Genomic DNA, 17,027 nt, shown 5'->3' with positions numbered 1-17,027 from the left:
GCCACCGGCACCGACTCTCTCGAGTCGTACTTGCAGATGGAAGTGTCGACGACGAGCGGCGAAATCTGGGCGGCTTGGAGAACTCCCTCTATGGGCTTAGCACTTCCCTGGCGTTAGGCCCATCGACCCGCCGCAGCGCACCTGGAGTGCGCTTCTTTTTCTCAAAAAACATTACCGTTTAGTATTGACGCCGACAATTACTGTTTGGTAATCTTCTTGCACGCCCTGACTGACGGGGTGCCAGGAGGCCGAGCATGTCTGCTCGAACGTATTCGCCCGAGTTGATCGCCACGATCAACACCGCCGAGGTGCTGGACGCACGGGCCGGCTACACCGGTCGGCAGCTTGCCGACTTCATCCTTCGCCGTGAGGTCAAGGAATACCGCGAACAGCTGGCCGGCGCGCAGTGCAAGCCCACCGCCGATCCCGCCACGCTGGCGCACATCGAGCGGCTGAAGGCCAGCATCCGGCACCTGTGCTTCCGCATCGAGCGCATGGCCATGCCGGTCGGCGTGGACACGCGGACCGACGCCGAGCGCGAGGCGGACCGCCGCTTCCAGCCCTACGCCTACCCTGAGCCTGATCGGCGGGTGGCTGCATGAGTGCGATCAACGACGGCGGGCCGGCGTTTCCGGCCGCAGGGATGACAGGTCGCGGCTTGTCGCTGCGCGACTACTTCATCGCCCACGCGCCGGTCGAGCCGCAGCCCTGGTTCCGGCCCACCATGCCGCCGGCACCGGACATCCCTGCACTCGACCAGGCGCCCCAGGAGGTGCGGGAAGAGCTGGAGCATTCCGACTACGACGAGTGGCTGGATCCGGCCGACATGTCCCCGGCGGCGCGGGCTTGGCACGAGCAGCGCGAAGCCGCAAAGAAGACCTTCGCAGTATGGAGCCAGGAGAAAAACAAGCAGTGGCTGGTCCAATGGCCTAGCGCATGGGCCGACGAGATGCTGAAGGCCCGGGAAGGCGGTGCCGCATGAGCCGGCCCTACACCTCCACCGCCGTGCGCCTGGACGTGCTGTCAGCCAAGGATGCGCATCGCACTTGGCTGAAGCTCCGCGCCGCCGGCCACCACGCTGCTGCTGCAGCGGCCCGCAACCTGCGTGACTGCGCCATGCGTGCAGCGCGCGCCAAGGTGAACGGCGGTGCAGCATGAACAAGCAGCACACCCAAGGCCCCTGGGAAATTGATCCCGAAGATCTCGAGGCCGACCCGGACTCTGTCTTCTCAATCGGGATCTGGGCCGCAGGCAGCGATGGGCGCGTGATGGTCGCCCACGTGTCTGCCTTCGGTTTGCACTCGGAGACGCGCGACGGCATCGAGTACATCTGCCCGGAGGCACCTGAGCAAAGCCAGCTGGACCTGGCGTTGGCGAACGCCCACCTCATCAAAGCCTCCCCGGATCTCCTGGCGGCAGCTCGCTGCGCGATCGCTGCCCTCACGCAGGCTGCCACGTTCCCGGCAGACGTGAAGCTGGCGGTGAGTGCGCTCACCGCAGCCGTCACCAGGGCCACCGGAGGTGCCGCATGAGCGAGCCCACCAAGAAGCCGCCGGTGGACCTCACCACGGCGCTGCAGCACCTGCCGCCGCCGTCTGGCCTGCGCCGCAGGGTCAATGACCCGCGCAGCGAGTACGAGCGCATGGACGATGCAGAGCACGCCCGGGCCGAGGTGGCGCGCAGCCTCGACCAGGCGAACCGCGTCATCCGCTGGATCTGCGTGCCGGCCGTCGCGGTGGCGTTCCTCCCCGAGCTGCTGCAGGGGCTGGCGCGATGAACACAACCACCAGCGCAGCCGGTGCCCGCTTCGTCACAACGCCGGCCGGCATCCGCATCGGCTGCTGCGCCCAGCGCCAGCCCGCCCCGCACATGGACGACGACGCCCTGCGACTGCAGCGCGCGCTGATCGGCCAGCGCAGCCCCTCCACGCGCGTCCTGCGCAACCTCTTCCAAGCCCTGACCAAAGGAGTCACCCGATGACCGAGACCCTCGAAGCCACGGCCGTGAATACGGTCGATCTGGCAGACCCCAAGCAGTTCGCCGCGGCCACCGTGCCGCCGGAGCAGGTGCTGCAGCGCATCCCGCAGCCGCAGGCCCAGGCGACCGATCCCATCATGGCCATGCTGCAGATCGTGGTGCAGAACGGCGGCGACCTGGAGAAGATGGAGAAGCTGCTGGACCTGCGGGCCCGGCTGCGCGCGGAGGCGGCGCTGGAGGCGTTCACCGCTGCGATGGCCGAGTTCAAGAAGAACCCGCCGGTGATCGTGAAGGACAAGCACGTGCACTTCGATGGCGCGAAGGGCGCCACCGACTACGACCACGCCACGCACTACGGCGTCACCAGCGCGATCGTGTCCGAGCTGGCGAAGTACGGCATCTCCCACCGCTGGGACACCGACCAGAAGGAAGGAAAGATCGGCATCACCTGCGTGCTGACGCACGTGGCGGGCCACAGCCAGGCCACGCGCCTGGAGGCAGCGCACGACAGCAGCGGCGGCAAGAACGGCATCCAGGCCATCATCTCGGCGAAGAGCTATCTCGAACGGCACACGCTGCTGGCCGCCACCGGCCTGAGTACCAAGGACCAGCCGGACGATGACGGCCGCGGCACTCAGCAGGAGATCAGCGAGGCCGACCAGGTGCTGGACCGGCTGCTGGTCGCACTGGGCAAGACCGTCACCGACCGGGCCGCGCTGCTGGTCTGGAAGGAGCGCAACGCCGAACTGGCGAAGTGGGCCTGGGCGCACAACGAGTTCAAGGTGGCCGTGGCCAACCACCGCAACGGGCTGAAGGCCAAGGCCCAGGCTGAAGGAGCGTCGGCATGATGCTGCAGCCTTTCGTCCCGCCGGGCATGCTGCTGTCCCTCGCGCCGCAGGGCAGCGAGGAATGGCTGGCGGCGCGCCGCGGCGTCATCACCGCGTCGAACTTCCGCATCTGCCGCGAGCGCCTCAAGGGCACGCCCGAGAAGATCGACAAGAAGACCGGCGAGATCACGCCGGCCGTGCGCGGCGACTACAGCAAGGCGGCCCGGCTCTACGCCATGAACGTGGCACGCGAGATCGTGGGCGGCCTGGCGCCCGGCCTGTTCCAGACGCAGGCCATGGCCCGCGGCAAGACCGAAGAATCGTTCGCCCGCATCGCCTACGAGGCCACCACCGGCGCGCTGGTGGACGAGGCCGGGTTCCTCTACACCGAGGACCGCAAGTACGGCTGCAGCGTGGACGGCCTGGTGTTCGAGGAACACCGCGGTGGTACCGAGATCAAGCTGATGGTCAGCAGCGACACGCTGTTCACCGCCCTGATCGACGGCGACATCAGCGAGTTCATCGACCAGTGCCACGGGAACATCTGGCTGTGGCACCTCGACTGGATCGACCTGATCCTGTGGGCCCCGGACATGCCGGGCGACCTGAAGCTGAAGGTCATCCGCATCGAGCGCGACGACGACTACATCGAAGCGCTGCAGGCCGACCTGACCGAGTTCGACGCCATGGTGCAGGGGTACGTCGCCAAGCTGCGCGCGGCCATCTGCGAGGCGGCCGAGATCCCCGACGACGTGCTCGACGAAGAGCCCGAGGGAAATGCCGCCACGGTGGCGGAATTGCCCGCCGCGCCGCCAGCTGCCGCACCGGCCCCTGCCGCTTCCCCGGCGCCCGCGCCGAAGCCCGCCCAGGCCGCACCCGGCCCGGTCGCCATCCCCCTCGACATCTTCGGCTGACACACCATGACCACCGACACCCTCGATTTCCCCGAGATCGTGAGCCCGCCGGACACGCCGGCAGCACCAGCGCCCACCGCCAACGTGCCCGCCGTCGTCACGCTGCGCGAAGCCGCCCTGGCCAAGATCACCAAGACCGAGCAGGACCTGCGCGCGCTGGCCACCCGCTACGACAAGGTGGCCTTCGACTTCACGACGCCCAAGGGCCGCAAGGCCGCCACGGAGGCGCGCTCCGAGCTGCGCGATGCGCGGCTCACGGTGCAGCGGGCTCACGATGAGACGAAGGACGAACTCAACGACCTGAAGCGCGACATCAAGGACAAGGCCGACGAGCTGATCGCCATCGTTCGGCCGGTTGAGAACCAGGTCGACGGCCAGATCAAGGCACACGAAGCCCGCGTGGCCGAAGAGAAGCGCATCGCGGCCGAGAAGGAGCAGGCCCGCAAGAAGGTGCACGAGGACAACATCGCCACGCTGCGCAGCTACGTGGCCCGGGGCGCTGGCCAGCCGTCCACCGCGCTGCGCAAGGGCATCGACGTGCTGGCCGCGCTGGTGATCGATCCGGCCGCCTGGGAGGAATACGCCGAGGCCGCGGTGCTGGCGCGCGACGAGACGCTGGCCAGCCTGCAGCAGATGTTCGACACCACCTTTGCGGCCGAGCAGGCGGCCATCGAGGCCGAGCGAGTGCGCAAGGAGAACGAGGCCGCCGGCGCCGCGCCCAGCGAGATCCGCGACGCCTACCGCCGCCTGGCCAGCCAGCACCACCCCGACAAGGGCGGCAGCGAGGCACGCATGGCCGAGATCAACGACGCATACCGAAAGGCTTTGACATGAGCGACACCACTGCCGCACCAGATGTCGTGCCCGGGCGCATGCGCTGCGCGAAGTGCCAGTTCGAGCTGACGCGCGTGACGCTGTACGTCAACACCGGTGAGGCCGGCGCCGGCGGCAACGAGACAGAGCCGTGCCCCAACGGCTGCGGTCCCTTGTGGCCGGTCACCTGGGAGCAGGAGGCCCGCAGCTGCTGGAAGACCAGCGAAGCCCTGTTCGACCGCGCCAAAGCGGCCGAGGATGCACTGGAAGCGCTCCGTGCCCCGGGGCTTCGTGCTGTAGGCGCTACGACTGCGGACGCGACCGACGCCGGGCTGCCTGCCGATGCGGACGTTGACGCGTTCCTCTCCGACGTGCGTGCCGAGCTGGTGCGCGCACGCGCCAAGTTTCCTGGCGACCGGATCATGACCGTGGCGCTGGCCGAGGAATTCGGCGAGCTGTGCAAAGCGGTGCTGGACGAGCCGGCCGCCAACGTGCGCAAAGAGGCCGTGCAGACCGCGGTGATGGCAGCGCGCGTCGTCCTGGACGGCGATGGCAGCGTGCGCGAATGGCGGGCGTTGAAGGGCCTGGACCCCATCGGCACTACCGCCACCAAGGAGCAGCAGTCATGACCGCGCAGCACACCCACGGCTGCTGCGCCGACAAGGCCTGCACCGACAAGACCTGCATGCAGCTACCCGCCGGCAAGACCTGCGGCGGCTGCGTCAACTTTCGGCACTGCGCGGCCTTTTACGCCCACGAGGCCACCGACACCAGCTGCGACTTCTTCCCGCGCCGGTACCGTGAGGCGGCCACCAAGGAGCCGGGCAATGGCTGAAACCAAGGACCGCCAGGCTCGCGTCGTTGCGCCGGCGCGCTTCGTGAAGCTGGACGTCTTCGAGGCGATCACCGGCTACACCGTCAGCGCCTGCGAGGCGAAGATCAAAAAGGGCGTCTGGCTCGAAGGCTACGAATACGTGCGCGCGCCCGATGGCAGCCGCCTGATGGACATGGAGGGGTACGAACGATGGGCCGCAGGTCAACGACGGGTGGGGTGAGGCCGGCGGGTGACCGCATCGAGGTGCGCTTCACCTGGCAGGGCAAGGAGATCCGGCCCACGCTGCCGCTAAAGCCCACCGCTGCCAACATGCGCCACGCGGCGCGCCAGCGGGCGGACATCCTGGAAGAGATCGCCGCCGGCACCTTCCAGCTGGAGCGGCACTTCCCAGGCTACAAGTTCGCCGCCAAGCATGCCCCAGCGAACGAGCACCAGGGCCGCACGCTGGCCGACTGGGCGGACGTGTGGGCGAAGCTGGCACGGCGCGAGCTGGAGCACTCGACCATCACGATCTACACCAACCACCTGAACACCTACTGGCTGGCCGCCTTCGGCCACATGAAGCCCTCGCGCGTCACGCACGAGATGCTGCTGGGTCGGCTGGCCGACCTCGCTGAGCCGCGGCTGGACACGGCGACCGGCAAGATCCGCAAGGGCCTGGCCCGCAAGACCCAGAACAACATCCTCATCCCCCTGCGCGGCGTGTTCGCGCTGGCGTGCAAGGACGGGAGCTTCCCGAACCCCACCGACGGCATCAACTGCCTGAAGGTGCAGACCGGCAACCCTGACCCGTTCACCGCCGACGAGGTGGAGGCGATCCTGGCCGACCTGCGCAAGCCGCGCGGCCGCACCACCGCGGCCCAGGCCCAGGCGCTGGCCGACTACTTCGAGTTCGCCTTCTTCGCCGGCCTGCGACCCAGCGAGCAGATTGCCCTGCTGTGGTCGGACGTGGACCTGCGCGCCCACACCGTGACAGTCCAGCGGGCGCGCGTGCTCAAGCAGGAGAAGGACCGCACCAAGACCCACCGCGCGCGGCATGTGGAGCTGAACGCCCGCGCCTGGGCCGCCCTCGAGCGCCAGCGCGCCCGCACGCAGCTGCTGGCGGGCAAGGTGTTCCTGAACCCCTTCACGGGCAAGGCCTGGAACAACGGCGAGGAACAGCGCCGCGAGTGGATGGATTGCCTGCGCCGCGTCGGCGTGCGCCACCGGCCGCCGAAGGAATGCCGCGATACCAGCGTGACGCTGGCGCTCATGGCCGGCGCCGATCCCTACTGGGTGGCGGCCCAGCACGGGCATAGCGTGCAGACCATGATGAAGGACTATGCCAAGTACATCCCGCAGGCGGACCGCGGCAGGAACCTGGCGGCGGTCAACGCATCACTGACGCCGGTAGCGCGGAAGGCGATTCCGCGGTAGAGGCGCAGTAGCGCTAGGGTCGGGAGGCCGTTTCTCCTATGAAGGAGAGTGGAGCGGGTGAAGGGAATCGAACCCTCGTATGAAGTCGGGTAGGAAGGATACCTCGCGGTATCCCTCCCCCCTAAGAACCGGACGTGCAGGTTTCCCCGCATCCGGCTCAAGCAGCCTGAACCGTCCACCCACTCCGGGTACGACGGCCGCCGCAAAGTTTACTCACTCGGATCCTTCAGAGCCAACGTCGAGTTGGCCGCTGGCGTCAGTTGCCGTGCGAGCCTTTCCTTGTCCGGATGATCGAACAGGATTGCCCACATCAGCCGCCGTTCCAGCGCTTCCCGCTCGCCGTCGATGACGACGGGTTGCAGGTCACGCCGGTCCGCCTGGGCTTCTTCTTCACTGGTCATCGTTCTCCTCGTGTTTGTGAAGCTCACTCGTTGACATGGTGTTGCCTGTGGCAGTTCGGGTGCAGCAACTCGAGGTTGCTCGTCTGATCCGACCCGCCAGCCGACCGCTTGACGACGTGGTGGATGTGCCACCCCGTCTCCTTCGTGATCTTCTGGGCGCACTTCGGACAGAGCCCGTTCTGCCAGTACCACAACCATGCCAGTTTCCGGCGCCCCTTCAAGTCCGACTCCATCTTGCGCGCCAGGCGCGCGTCGAAGTAGTCCTCGTCGTCGGGGCTGTAGGGATTCCGGTTGCCATCCACCTTGACGTGCGGCTTCTTGTGGAAGCTCGCCAAGGTCAGCAGCGCCTTGTCCTTCTCCGCGAATCGCCAGTCGCGACCCTGGATGCACCGGAAGTACCGGGCCTTGATCCACCGTTCACCCTTGTTCGGATGCCGGCGGCGGGCCCAGCGCCACAGCGCCTGCCAGATCGCATGGTCGGCTTTCGCAAACGTGCGCGTCGCCATCTGGCTTCGGTGATACCCCGCCCAGCCCCGTATCACCGGGTTGAGCTTGTCGATCACGTCGGCCTGCCGGCTCGTGCGCATGTCCCGCAATGTCCCGCGGACCTTTGCCAAGAAGTTCTTGACGTTTTTCTCGGCCGGCTTCGTCAACAGCATGCCGCCTTGCCAGCGGACCGTCCACCCCAGGAAGTCGAAGCCATCGGTCACGTGCGTGACCAGCGTCTTCTTCTCCGAAAGCTCCAGGCCACGCTCGCGCAGGAAGTCCTGCACCAGCGGTTTGACCCGGTCCTCCAGCAGTTCGCGTGAACTGCCCGTGATGATGAAGTCGTCGGCGTAGCGAACGAAGTTGAGCTTGGCCGACCGTGCTTCACGCACCGTGCGGAAGATCCCCGCCAGCACGTCTTGCAGGCCGTCCAATGCCAGATTCGCGAGCACGGGCGAGATGATCCCGCCCTGCGGTGTCCCGCTCTCTGTCGGGAAGAGGTTGTTCCCCTCGAAATACCCGGCTTTCAGCCACTTGCGCAACACGCTTTTGTCCATGGGGACATGGGCGAGCAGCCAGTCGTGACTGATGTTGTCGAAACAACCCTTGATGTCCGCCTCCAGCACCCATTGCGGCGAGTGCTTTCGTCCAAGCGCGTTTCGCACTTGTTCGATCGCGTCTGCCGTCGAGCGCCCACGGCGGAAACCGTAGGAGTGGATGTCGCCGGTTGTCTCGGCGGTGGGGTCAAGCGCCAGTAAGTGCAGCGCCTGCATGGCCCGGTCACGCATGGTGGGGATGCCCAGGGGGCGCCGATCACCGTTCGCTTTCGGGATGTAGACCCGTCTCATCGGCCGTGGTTGGTAGCCCTTGTGTTGCAAGGACTGCACGGCCTGCCACTTCTCGTCCGGAGTACTCCAAGTCTGCCGGTCGATGCCCGGGGTCTTGCGACCCTGGTTCTCGGTGACCCGTTTGACCGCCAGCGCTTTCGCGCTGATGGAGCGGGTCAGGAGCTTCTGCAGTTGCCTGGCTTTGCGCCAGTCGCCTGCCTTTGCTGCGTTCGCGATGCGTGCCTGCAGCCTGCCGACCACCTGATGTGCGTCCTGCCACGGAATTCCGTGCCAGTGCGACCAGTTGGTGGAGGCGACATCACAATCGCTTGCGTCCATATCAACCTCCGTTGAAATGGAGCGGGCGAAGGGAATCGAACCCTCGTCATAGGCTTGGGAAGCCTCAGCTCTACCATTGAGCTACGCCCGCCCGGTCCCGAAGGATGGACGTCTGCCCCGAAGGGCAGACAACCCCTCGGGCGGTAGGACTCAGACCTGTCTCGCGACAGACCACCAAGCGGAAGTCAGCGCCCTTTCGGGCCGGGGCAATCGTTGCATCCCCTATCCGGACCATTACAGCCCGGCCTTCGCTTTTTCCGCGATCCTCTACCCACAACAGATGCACGGCAGTTTACACCGCCGCTTGTCGCACCTTGCGGCGCGACACCGCTATGGGCTTACCCTGTTCCGTGCGGTGAGCACGGGCCAGGAGGGCCTCGCCTTTCTGCCGGTGACCGTCATGTCAGCGTGCCCCCACCAAGCAGGGAGGCAGCCGGTCACACACCTTTTGGTTCGAGCCTGTCAGTCGATTTGGCTCGTTCAAGCTTGACGGCATTTATCAGCGATTCACAGATGTTGGCCCTTTGGCCCAGCCTTGCGCCTCATCCGGATCTCGACTTCCAGAATCACGCGGCCCGCCTCACGGCTGCCGCGCACCCCTCGGGGGCGGCTACGTTGTCGGTGCGCTCGGCACGAGGTCGTTGCCAACCTCGCACTGCACCTAGGCTACGGGCGGCTGAACGCCCGGTCGCATCCAGGCTTGCGCCTGTGCGACAACTCACCACACGGCTTACGCCGTCGGCTTTCTCTTCCGTCTCCGCTTTCACGGAGCCGCCTGACCCGAGGGTCAGAGATGCGGGGTCCGAAGACCCGTTGGGCCGGTCCGAAGACCGGGCGATTGAAGGGCTGATTAAGTCGCTTTACGTAGCGACCGGCTCAGCTACCGAACGACACTCAGGTCGCACGCTTGGGAAGCTGCCGTTCTACCATTGAACTACACCCGCTTGGATGGCCGCAGTTTACATGCAAGAAGCCCTGCTCTCGCTCAACCTGAACGACCTGCGCCTGCTGTCGCTGCTGCTGCAGGAATGCAGCATCACCCGGGTGGCCGACAGCGCCGGCCAGGCGCAGCCGGCGGTCAGCCGCAAGCTGCAACGCCTGCGCGAAGTGCTGGGCGATCCGCTGCTGGTGCGCAGCGGTGGCCGCATGGTGCTCACCGAGCGGGCGGCCACGCTCAAGGCGCCGCTGCGCGAGATCCTGGGCCAGGTGGCACGGCTGGAAGGCATCTCCACCTTCGACCCGGCGGCGGCCGACAAGGCCTTCAACATCGTCTGCGCCGACTGCCTGCCGCCCACCTTCCTGCCGCAGGTGATCGCGCGGCTCACCGGCGCGGGCAGCCGCATCGGCGCGCACATCCGGCCATCCAACCCCGCCTTCGACGTGGCGCAGGCGCTGGACGAAGGCGGCGTGGACCTGGTGATCAGCAACGACCCGCGCCCGCGCGAAGACCTGCGCACCGGCATGCTGTACACCGACGAGGTGGTGTGCATGATGCGGCGCGGCCACCCCTTCGAGCAGGAGCGGCGGCTGCCGCTGGCGCGCTACCTGCGCATGCGCCACCTGGCGCCGGCGGCCAGCAGCACGCCGCGCACCGGACCCATCGACGGCGAGCTGGCCAAGACCGGCTACCAACGGCAGATTGCCGCCACCGTGCCTGAATTCAACCTGGTGCCGCAGGTGCTGCTGGCCACCGACCTGGTGTTCACCACCGCGCGCCGCTTCGCCGATCACTACGCCGCCACGGCGCCCATCGCCGTGGTGCGCGCGCCCAGCGAGATACCGCCGATGCGCTTTTACCAACTCTGGCATGAGCGCAACCACACCAGCGCCGCCAGCCGCTGGCTGCGCCAGCAGGTGACGGCGGTGGCCGAAGCCTTGCCATAACAGATCTGTTATGCCGGGTATGGCCCGGCATGGCCTGCCGCCATGACGGTGCACTTCCTAGACTGGCCGCATCGGTCATCAGGAGCACGCCATGCAACGCCGCCACTTCCTGCAACTTGGCACCGCCAGCGCCGCCGGCCTGGCCGCGCCGCTGCTGCGGGCCCAACCGCTCACCAAGCTCAAGTTCACGCTGGATTTCCGCATCAGCGGCCAGGTGGCGCCCTTCTTCGTGGCCTTGTACAAGGGCTACTACGAGGCTGAAGGCCTGGAGCCCAGCTTCGACGTGGGCAGCGGCTCGGTGGCCGCCATCACCCGCGTGGCCAGCGGCGCCTACGACATGGGCTTCGGTGACATCAGCGCGCTGATCGAGTTCAATGCCTCGCAAGCCGGCGCGCCGCTGCTGCAGGCCGTCTACCAGTACTACAACCGCGCGCCCTTCGTCATCATCGGCCGCAAGGACCGCGGCATCACACAAGACTTCAAGAGCCTGCAGGGCAAGCGCATCGCCGCCGCCGCGGTGGAGAGCACCCGCCGCGCCTGGCCCATGGCCGCCAAGCATGCCGGCATGAAGCCCGAAGCCATCGAGTGGGTGACCACCGATTTCTCGCAGCGCGACAACGTGATCATCCGCGGCGACGTGGACGGCGCCACCTACTTCCACGACTCGGCGCTGTCGCTGTTCCAGCGGCTGGACCCGGCGCAGCTGAGCGTGCTCTCGTACGCCGACGCGGGCCTGAACCTGTACGGCAACGCCATCCTGGCCGCCACCAAGCTGATGGCCGACAAGCCGCAGGCGGTGCGCGGCTTCCTCAAGGCCACCAACCGCGCGCTGCTGGAATGCCTGGCCGACCCGGCCGGCGCGATGGCGTACGTCAAGCGCCGCGAGCCGATGGTGGACGAGAAGGTGGAGGCCGAGCGCTTCAAGATCACCGCCGGCTACGTGGCCACGGCCGATGCCCGCAGCCACGGCCTGGGCGACGTGCGGCCCGAGCTGGTGCGTGCGCAGGTGGCCGAGGTGAGCCAGACCTTCGCGCTCAAGCAGACGCCCAATGCCGATGCGCTGTACAACCTGTCGTTCCTGCCGCCCAAGGCCGAGCGGCTGCCCAAGGCCTGATGCCATGGCCAGCGAGTTGAACGAACAGACCGCCGACCTGACCGAGCAGGACGCGCTGTACCTGCGCCGTGCCATCGCGTTGTCGGCCCGGACGGCGCAGGCCGGCAACCGGCCCTTTGGCGCGGTGATCGTGGCGGCCGACGGCCGGGTGCTGGCCGAAGCCGCCAACAACAACGCCGTCACCGGCGACTGCACCGCCCATGCGGAAACCGAGGCGCTGCGCCTGGCCACACCGGCCCATGGCCGCGAGGTGATGGCCGGCGCCACGATGTACGCCTCGGGCGAGCCCTGCGTGATGTGCGCCGGCGCCATCTTCTGGTCGAACATCCGCCGCGTGGTGTTCGGCATCGATGCGGTCAGCCTGCGCACGTTCCGCGCGTCGCAGGCCGCGGCCGGCGACATCGAGATGTCGTGCCGCGAGGTGTTTGCCGCCGCACCGCACGACATGCAAGTGATCGGCCCCGCGCTGCGGGACGAAGCGGCGGCACCCCACCGCGCCTACTGGAAGCTGTGACCAGGAAGATGTGAGAACCACCCCATGACCGACACCACCACGATGCAGGAACTGGCCAAGGAATCGCGCATGGGCGCGATGGGCTCCGAAACCCATGCGCGCGAGATCCGCCGCATCGACCTGTCCAACTTCGAGGCCCGCAAGGCCGAGATCACCGAGCAGCTGTGGGCCGCCTCGGTGGACATCGGCTTTTTCCAGGTGACCAACCACGGCATCGACCTGGCCGAGGTCAAGCGCGCCTTTGCGATGACCGAAGCCTTCTTCGCGCTGCCCGACGAGGTCAAGGCCCGCCACCCGCTGAAGAAGGCCTTCAACGCCGGCTGGGAAAGCCGGGCCCAGGTGCGCCCTTCCACCGGCACGCCGGACCAGAAGGAGTCGTACCAGATCACCCGCCCGCACATGGAAGGCCTGTGGCCCGGCGAAGCCGCGCTGCCCGACTTCCAGCAGACCATGCTGGCCTTCGAGGCGCAGTGCTGGCAGGTGGCGATGCGCATCCTCTCGTGCTTTGCCGACAAGCTGGGCTTCGGCAGCGAGTTCTTCACCCACGCCCACGACCCCGCGGTGCCGGCCTACCAGAGCACGCTGCGGCTGCTGCATTACTTCGCGATCCCGCCCGAGCAGCGCGATCATCTGGGCCTGTGGCGCGCGGGCGCGCACACCGACTTCGACTGCCTGACGCTGCTGTTCCAGCAGGCCGGCCAGGGCGGGCTGCAGGTGCTGCCGGGCAAGGAGCATGAGCAGCAGGCCTGGACGCCGATCGAGCCGGCCGACGACGTGATCACCTGCAACATCGGCGACATGCTGATGCGCTGGAGCGACGACCAGCTCAAGAGCAACTTCCACCGCGTGAAGAACCCGCGCCCCGACGAGTACCAGGGCGCCCGCTACAGCCTGGCCTTCTTCGCGCAGGCCAACCGCGACGTGGTGATCCAGGGCCCGGCGAAGAAGTACGAACCGATCACGGCGGAGGACTATCTGTACCGCCGGGTGAACGCGAACTTCGCCAAGTACTGAACCGGGCCCCTCCAAACTAGGGGGCTGCGGCGCTTTGACGAGACGCTGGATGAGACGCCGCTGAGACGCTGGTCGGACAACATGGCCGCCAAGGCAAGACCGGATGAGCTTGCCTGCCGATGCCAGGAGCCGACCCATGCCCACCCGCCGCCTTCCGCCAGCGCTGCGTACGCTGCCCGCCCTGCTGGCGCTCGCCGGCCTGCTGCCCGCCCCGGGCGCCGCCGCCGTGCACAGCTTCAGCGGCGCGGCCAGCGGCAGCTGGGCCGACGCCGCCAACTGGACCGGTGGCCTGCCGCTGGCCGGTGGCGAGCTGCTGCTGGACGCCGCCAGCCGCCCCACCACGTTCAACGACCTGGCCGGCGTGTTCCCGCTGCTGGGCCTGACGCTGGGCGCCAGCGCACCGGCACCCGCGCTCAGCGGCAACGCCCTGCGCTTCCAGGGCAGCGGCGCCTACCTGCGCATGTTGTCGAACGCCGGCCATGGCACGGTGGACAACGCGCTGGTGCTGGACAGCACGCTGCAGCTCAGCGGCGGCCCGGGCGCTGCCAGCCAGCTGTTCCTGCGCGGCGACATCAGCGGCAACGGCGGGCTGGCCGTGCTGTCCGGCTTCACGGTGATGAGCGGCGACAACGGCTTCAGCGGCGCCACCACCATCGCAGCCGGCGCCGTGCTGGGCGTCGCCGGCCAGGCGCTGGCCGGCACCAGCAGCGTGCAGGTGGCCCACGGCGGCGAACTGCAGATCGTCCACGCCAACGTCGCCACCTGGCTGCAGAACCCCATCGCGCTCGGCGGGCGGCTCAGCAGCAGCGCGGGGCCCGTGCAAACGCAGTTCGGCCCCATCGACGGTGGCGCCGTGCTGGGTCAGGTCGCGCTGACCGACAGCGCCGAGATCCTGGCGCTGGGCGGCACGTTCGCGCGGCCGGTGAACTTCAGCGTCAGCGGAGGTGTGGACCGCGCTGGCCAGGCATTGACGATCGCCACCGCCGGCGTTCGCAGCACCGTCAGCGTCAACGCGGTGAGCGGCAACGGCTCACTGACGCTGCGACCCGCCGGCGGCGCGATCACCGTGGGCGCAGTGACCGGCAACGGCGAGCTGCGGGCCACCGGCGCCGCGGGCTCGGCCACCGTGGCCGGCCTGGCCGGCGATGGCCGCGTGCTGGTGGACTTCGACAACAGCTTCGGCCAGCTCACCATCACCGGCGCCTTAAGCGGTCAGCGCGACCTGGACGTGCGCCGCGGCACGCTGAACCTGGGCAGCGTCACGCCGCTGAGCTTCACGGGCCAAGTCACCTTGCGCGGCGAGGGCACGCTGAGCCTGGGCCGTGAGAGCTACCTCGGCAGCGCCAGCCCCGTGCTGCAGTTCGACGGCGGCGGCCGGCTGGTGCTGAGTGACGGCTTCGGCGTCACGCGCGACATCAACACCCAGGGCGGCAACGGCAGCGTGACCTTCGGCCGCGGCACCAACACCGTCAGCGGCAGCATCAGCGGCAACGGCGGCATCAGCTTCACCGGCGGCATCGTCACCCTCACCGGCGACAACAGCTTCGCCGGCGGCCTGGGCGTCTTCAACGACGGCTCGATCAACGCAGCCGGCCAGCCCAACACCACCACGCTGCGCTTCACGCACGATGGCAACCTGGGCGCCGCGGGCGCGGGCATCACGCTGGGCGGTGGCCTGGCCCTGCCCGATGGCTACGACCTGAGCCGCCCGCTGACGCTGGTGGGCACGGCCGCCAACCTCAGCGGCAGCGGCACCCACGTCATCAGCAGCGCCATCAGCGGCGACGGCCGCCTCAACCTGGGCGGGACTGCGCGCTATGTGCTCACCGGCACCAACACCCACACCGGCGGTGTGGCGCTGGCCGGTCAGTCCAACGGGCAGGCGGCGGTGCTGGTGATCGACAGCGACGCCCGCCTGGGCGCGGCCGGCGGCGTGCTCGACATCGGCCGCATCGCGGCCAACAACGTGCTGGTCACGCAGCCCGGCACGCTGGTGGCGGCCGGCCACCTGGACATCGCCGCCACGCGCAGCACCACCTTCCGCAACATGACGGTGGACACCAACGGCTTCGACGTCGTGTTCAACCAACCCATCAGCGGGCTGGGCATGACCAAGACCGGCGCCGGCACCTGGACGCTCAACACGGCCAATACCAACGGCAGCAACGAGAACGGCGCCATGGTGCAGCAAGGCACGCTGAGGCTGGGCGTGGACGATGCGCTGGGTCCGCGCGCCAGCGCCAGCGTGGCGTCCGGGGCCCAGCTGGCCTTGGCTGGACATGCGCTGACCGTGAGCAGCCTCAGCAGCGATGCCGGCAGCACCGTTGACCTGGGCACCGGCGGCACGCTGACCTTGCGCACCGGCCAGTTGGACGGCGTGCTCACGGGCCAGGGCAGCGTGATCGTCGGCCGCGAGGGCTTCACCGCCGGCAGCCTGACGCTCAACGGCGCCAACAGCTTCAGCGGCACGGTGCAGGTCTTGCACGGCAGCACACTCAGCCTGGGCCGCACGCAGGCCCTGGGCGCGGCCGGCAACCTGCTGCTGCTGGACAACGGCACGTTGGCCGCCAACAGCCGCCTGAGCGCGCCGCTGGTCATCAGCGCGGCCACGAACCTGCAGATCGGCACCGGCGGCGCGGGCTTTGCGGCCGAAGGCCAGTCCATCGTCATCGAGCGCGCGCTGACCGGCTCGCTGACGCTGCGCATCCAGGGCGGCAGCCTGCCCCGCAGCCTCAGCGGCGACGGCGGCAAGACCGACGTGCGCCTGGCCAACCGCGCCAACAGCTTCACCGGCGACCTGCAACTGGGCGATCCGCAAGGCTTCGGCACCGCGGTGCTGGGCATCACCGCCGATGGCTCGCTGGGTGCGGCGGGCAACCGCGTCATCCTCGGCAAGAACGTGTTCGACGGCGAAACCACGCGCAGCGCACAAGGCGGCCTGCGCGCCTGGGATTCGCTGACGCTGGCGGCCACGCGCACCGTGCTGCTGGATGGCGAAGCGGGCAGCACCGCCGGCTTCATCGACACCAACGGCCACACCGTGGTGGTGGCCGGCAGCATCGGGCAGCTGAGCGCCGACCTGGGTCTGCTGAAAACCGGCACCGGCACGCTGGTGCTCCATGGCGAGCAGGCCTACACCGGCCTCACCACCGTGGGAGCCGGCGCACTGGGCGGCCATGGCGCGGTGGAACGGCTGGCGGTGCAAGGCGCCGAGCTGGCTCCGGGCGAAAGCGCGGGCCTGTTCAGCGTGCGGCAGGACCTGAGCTTCAGCGGCGGCGCGCTGCTGAACCTGGAGCTGGGCGGGCTGCTGCGCGGCAGCGGCTATGACGCGCTGAACGTGGGCGGCAGCGTCGACCTGGGTGGCGACACCGTGCTGCGGCTCAGCTTCATCGACGGCTTCCAGGCCGGCGCGGGCCAGCAGTTCGAGCTGATCCAGGCCGGCGGCGGGCTGTTTGGCGAGTTCGCCAACGTGGCCGATGGCGCACGGCTGCTGACGGCCGACGGCGCGGGCAGCTTCCTGGTGCGCTATGGCAGCGGCCAGGGCCTGGTGATCAGCGACTTCCAGGTGGCCGCGGTGCCCGAGCCGGCCACCTGGGCGCTGATGCTGGGCGGCGCCGGGCTGCTGGCCTGGCGGCGCCGCTTCAGCTCAAAGACTTGCTGACGAAC

General features: G+C 68.5%; 20 protein-coding genes and 1 tRNA gene. 18 read left to right on the top strand and 3 right to left on the bottom strand.

The window, feature by feature from the left end; genetic code table 11:
- Positions 1–254: 254 nt before the first annotated feature.
- Genes MW290_RS18905 through MW290_RS18845 form a run of 13 tightly spaced genes read left to right on the top strand, consistent with a single transcriptional unit; the run spans position 255 to position 6,782 of the window.
- On the top strand, positions 255–602 hold the full coding sequence (locus MW290_RS18905) for a hypothetical protein (RefSeq protein ID WP_250199238.1): 348 nt from the start codon (positions 255–257) through the stop codon (positions 600–602).
- The gene (locus tag MW290_RS18900) at positions 599–982 is read left to right on the top strand and encodes a hypothetical protein (protein ID WP_250199237.1); all 384 of its coding nucleotides are present in this window, start codon (positions 599–601) and stop codon (positions 980–982) included. Before MW290_RS18905 ends, MW290_RS18900 begins: the two co-directional genes overlap by 4 nt.
- Positions 979–1,158 (top strand): hypothetical protein, encoded by a 180-nt coding sequence (locus MW290_RS18895; RefSeq protein ID WP_250199236.1) that lies wholly within the window; start codon positions 979–981, stop codon positions 1,156–1,158. Before MW290_RS18900 ends, MW290_RS18895 begins: the two co-directional genes overlap by 4 nt.
- Entirely contained in the window at positions 1,155–1,532 is a 378-nt protein-coding gene (locus MW290_RS18890) for an XkdD/Y8K6 family phage-associated protein (RefSeq protein ID WP_250199235.1), read from the top strand. Before MW290_RS18895 ends, MW290_RS18890 begins: the two co-directional genes overlap by 4 nt.
- Complete coding sequence (locus tag MW290_RS18885; RefSeq protein ID WP_250199234.1) at positions 1,529–1,777, top strand: hypothetical protein; 249 nt, start codon at positions 1,529–1,531, stop codon at positions 1,775–1,777. Before MW290_RS18890 ends, MW290_RS18885 begins: the two co-directional genes overlap by 4 nt.
- Complete coding sequence (locus tag MW290_RS18880) at positions 1,774–1,980, top strand: hypothetical protein (RefSeq protein WP_250199233.1); 207 nt, start codon at positions 1,774–1,776, stop codon at positions 1,978–1,980. Before MW290_RS18885 ends, MW290_RS18880 begins: the two co-directional genes overlap by 4 nt.
- On the top strand, positions 1,977–2,825 hold the full coding sequence (locus tag MW290_RS18875; RefSeq protein WP_250199232.1) for an ERF family protein: 849 nt from the start codon (positions 1,977–1,979) through the stop codon (positions 2,823–2,825). The genes MW290_RS18880 and MW290_RS18875 overlap by 4 nt, the downstream gene beginning before the upstream one ends.
- The gene (locus tag MW290_RS18870; RefSeq protein WP_250199231.1) at positions 2,822–3,718 is read left to right on the top strand and encodes a lambda exonuclease family protein; all 897 of its coding nucleotides are present in this window, start codon (positions 2,822–2,824) and stop codon (positions 3,716–3,718) included. The genes MW290_RS18875 and MW290_RS18870 overlap by 4 nt, the downstream gene beginning before the upstream one ends.
- Before the next feature lie 6 nt (positions 3,719–3,724).
- Complete coding sequence (locus MW290_RS18865; RefSeq protein WP_250199230.1) at positions 3,725–4,552, top strand: J domain-containing protein; 828 nt, start codon at positions 3,725–3,727, stop codon at positions 4,550–4,552.
- On the top strand, positions 4,549–5,160 hold the full coding sequence (locus MW290_RS18860; protein ID WP_250199229.1) for a nucleoside triphosphate pyrophosphohydrolase family protein: 612 nt from the start codon (positions 4,549–4,551) through the stop codon (positions 5,158–5,160). The genes MW290_RS18865 and MW290_RS18860 overlap by 4 nt, the downstream gene beginning before the upstream one ends.
- Positions 5,157–5,366, top strand: a complete 210-nt coding sequence (locus tag MW290_RS18855) for a hypothetical protein (protein ID WP_250199228.1) — start codon at positions 5,157–5,159, stop codon at positions 5,364–5,366. Before MW290_RS18860 ends, MW290_RS18855 begins: the two co-directional genes overlap by 4 nt.
- Positions 5,359–5,586 carry an excisionase family protein gene (xisR, locus tag MW290_RS18850; RefSeq protein WP_250199227.1) on the top strand — a complete coding sequence of 76 codons (228 nt, stop codon included), beginning with the start codon at positions 5,359–5,361 and terminating at the stop codon, positions 5,584–5,586. Before MW290_RS18855 ends, xisR begins: the two co-directional genes overlap by 8 nt.
- Positions 5,583–6,782 carry a site-specific integrase gene (locus tag MW290_RS18845; RefSeq protein ID WP_250199226.1) on the top strand — a complete coding sequence of 400 codons (1,200 nt, stop codon included), beginning with the start codon at positions 5,583–5,585 and terminating at the stop codon, positions 6,780–6,782. The genes xisR and MW290_RS18845 overlap by 4 nt, the downstream gene beginning before the upstream one ends.
- 209 nt (positions 6,783–6,991) lie before the next feature.
- On the opposite strand, the gene MW290_RS18840 is transcribed toward MW290_RS18845, so the two are convergent.
- From MW290_RS18840 to MW290_RS18830, 3 genes are all read right to left on the bottom strand, one after another.
- Complete coding sequence (locus tag MW290_RS18840) at positions 6,992–7,183, bottom strand: hypothetical protein (protein ID WP_250199225.1); 192 nt, start codon at positions 7,181–7,183, stop codon at positions 6,992–6,994.
- A 23-nt stretch (positions 7,184–7,206) separates the two neighbouring features.
- The gene (gene ltrA / locus MW290_RS18835) at positions 7,207–8,835 is read right to left on the bottom strand and encodes a group II intron reverse transcriptase/maturase (RefSeq protein WP_250199224.1); all 1,629 of its coding nucleotides are present in this window, start codon (positions 8,833–8,835) and stop codon (positions 7,207–7,209) included.
- Between the two features lie 17 nt (positions 8,836–8,852).
- Positions 8,853–8,926, bottom strand: a tRNA-Gly gene (locus tag MW290_RS18830).
- Between the two features lie 872 nt (positions 8,927–9,798).
- Here MW290_RS18830 and MW290_RS18825 point away from each other — a divergent pair.
- The 5 genes from MW290_RS18825 (at position 9,799) to MW290_RS18805 (ending at position 17,022) form a co-directional block, all read left to right on the top strand.
- Positions 9,799–10,719: a LysR family transcriptional regulator gene (locus tag MW290_RS18825; protein WP_250199223.1), complete on the top strand. Its 921-nt coding sequence runs from the start codon at positions 9,799–9,801 to the stop codon at positions 10,717–10,719.
- Between the two features lie 91 nt (positions 10,720–10,810).
- Positions 10,811–11,833, top strand: a complete 1,023-nt coding sequence (locus MW290_RS18820; protein WP_250199222.1) for an ABC transporter substrate-binding protein — start codon at positions 10,811–10,813, stop codon at positions 11,831–11,833.
- Positions 11,834–11,837: 4 nt separating this feature from the next.
- Positions 11,838–12,347: a nucleoside deaminase gene (locus tag MW290_RS18815; protein WP_250199221.1), complete on the top strand. Its 510-nt coding sequence runs from the start codon at positions 11,838–11,840 to the stop codon at positions 12,345–12,347.
- Between the two features lie 24 nt (positions 12,348–12,371).
- On the top strand, positions 12,372–13,361 hold the full coding sequence (locus MW290_RS18810; protein ID WP_250199220.1) for an isopenicillin N synthase family dioxygenase: 990 nt from the start codon (positions 12,372–12,374) through the stop codon (positions 13,359–13,361).
- Positions 13,362–13,497: 136 nt separating this feature from the next.
- Entirely contained in the window at positions 13,498–17,022 is a 3,525-nt protein-coding gene (locus tag MW290_RS18805; protein ID WP_250199219.1) for a beta strand repeat-containing protein, read from the top strand.
- The last annotated feature ends 5 nt before the right edge of the window (positions 17,023–17,027 follow it).

The organism is Aquincola tertiaricarbonis (assembly GCF_023573145.1).
GTDB classification, from domain to species: Bacteria; Pseudomonadota; Gammaproteobacteria; order Burkholderiales; family Burkholderiaceae_C; genus Aquincola; species Aquincola tertiaricarbonis_B.
Note: the sequence above shows the minus strand (reverse complement) of the source record. Positions and strands in the feature narration are given on the sequence as shown.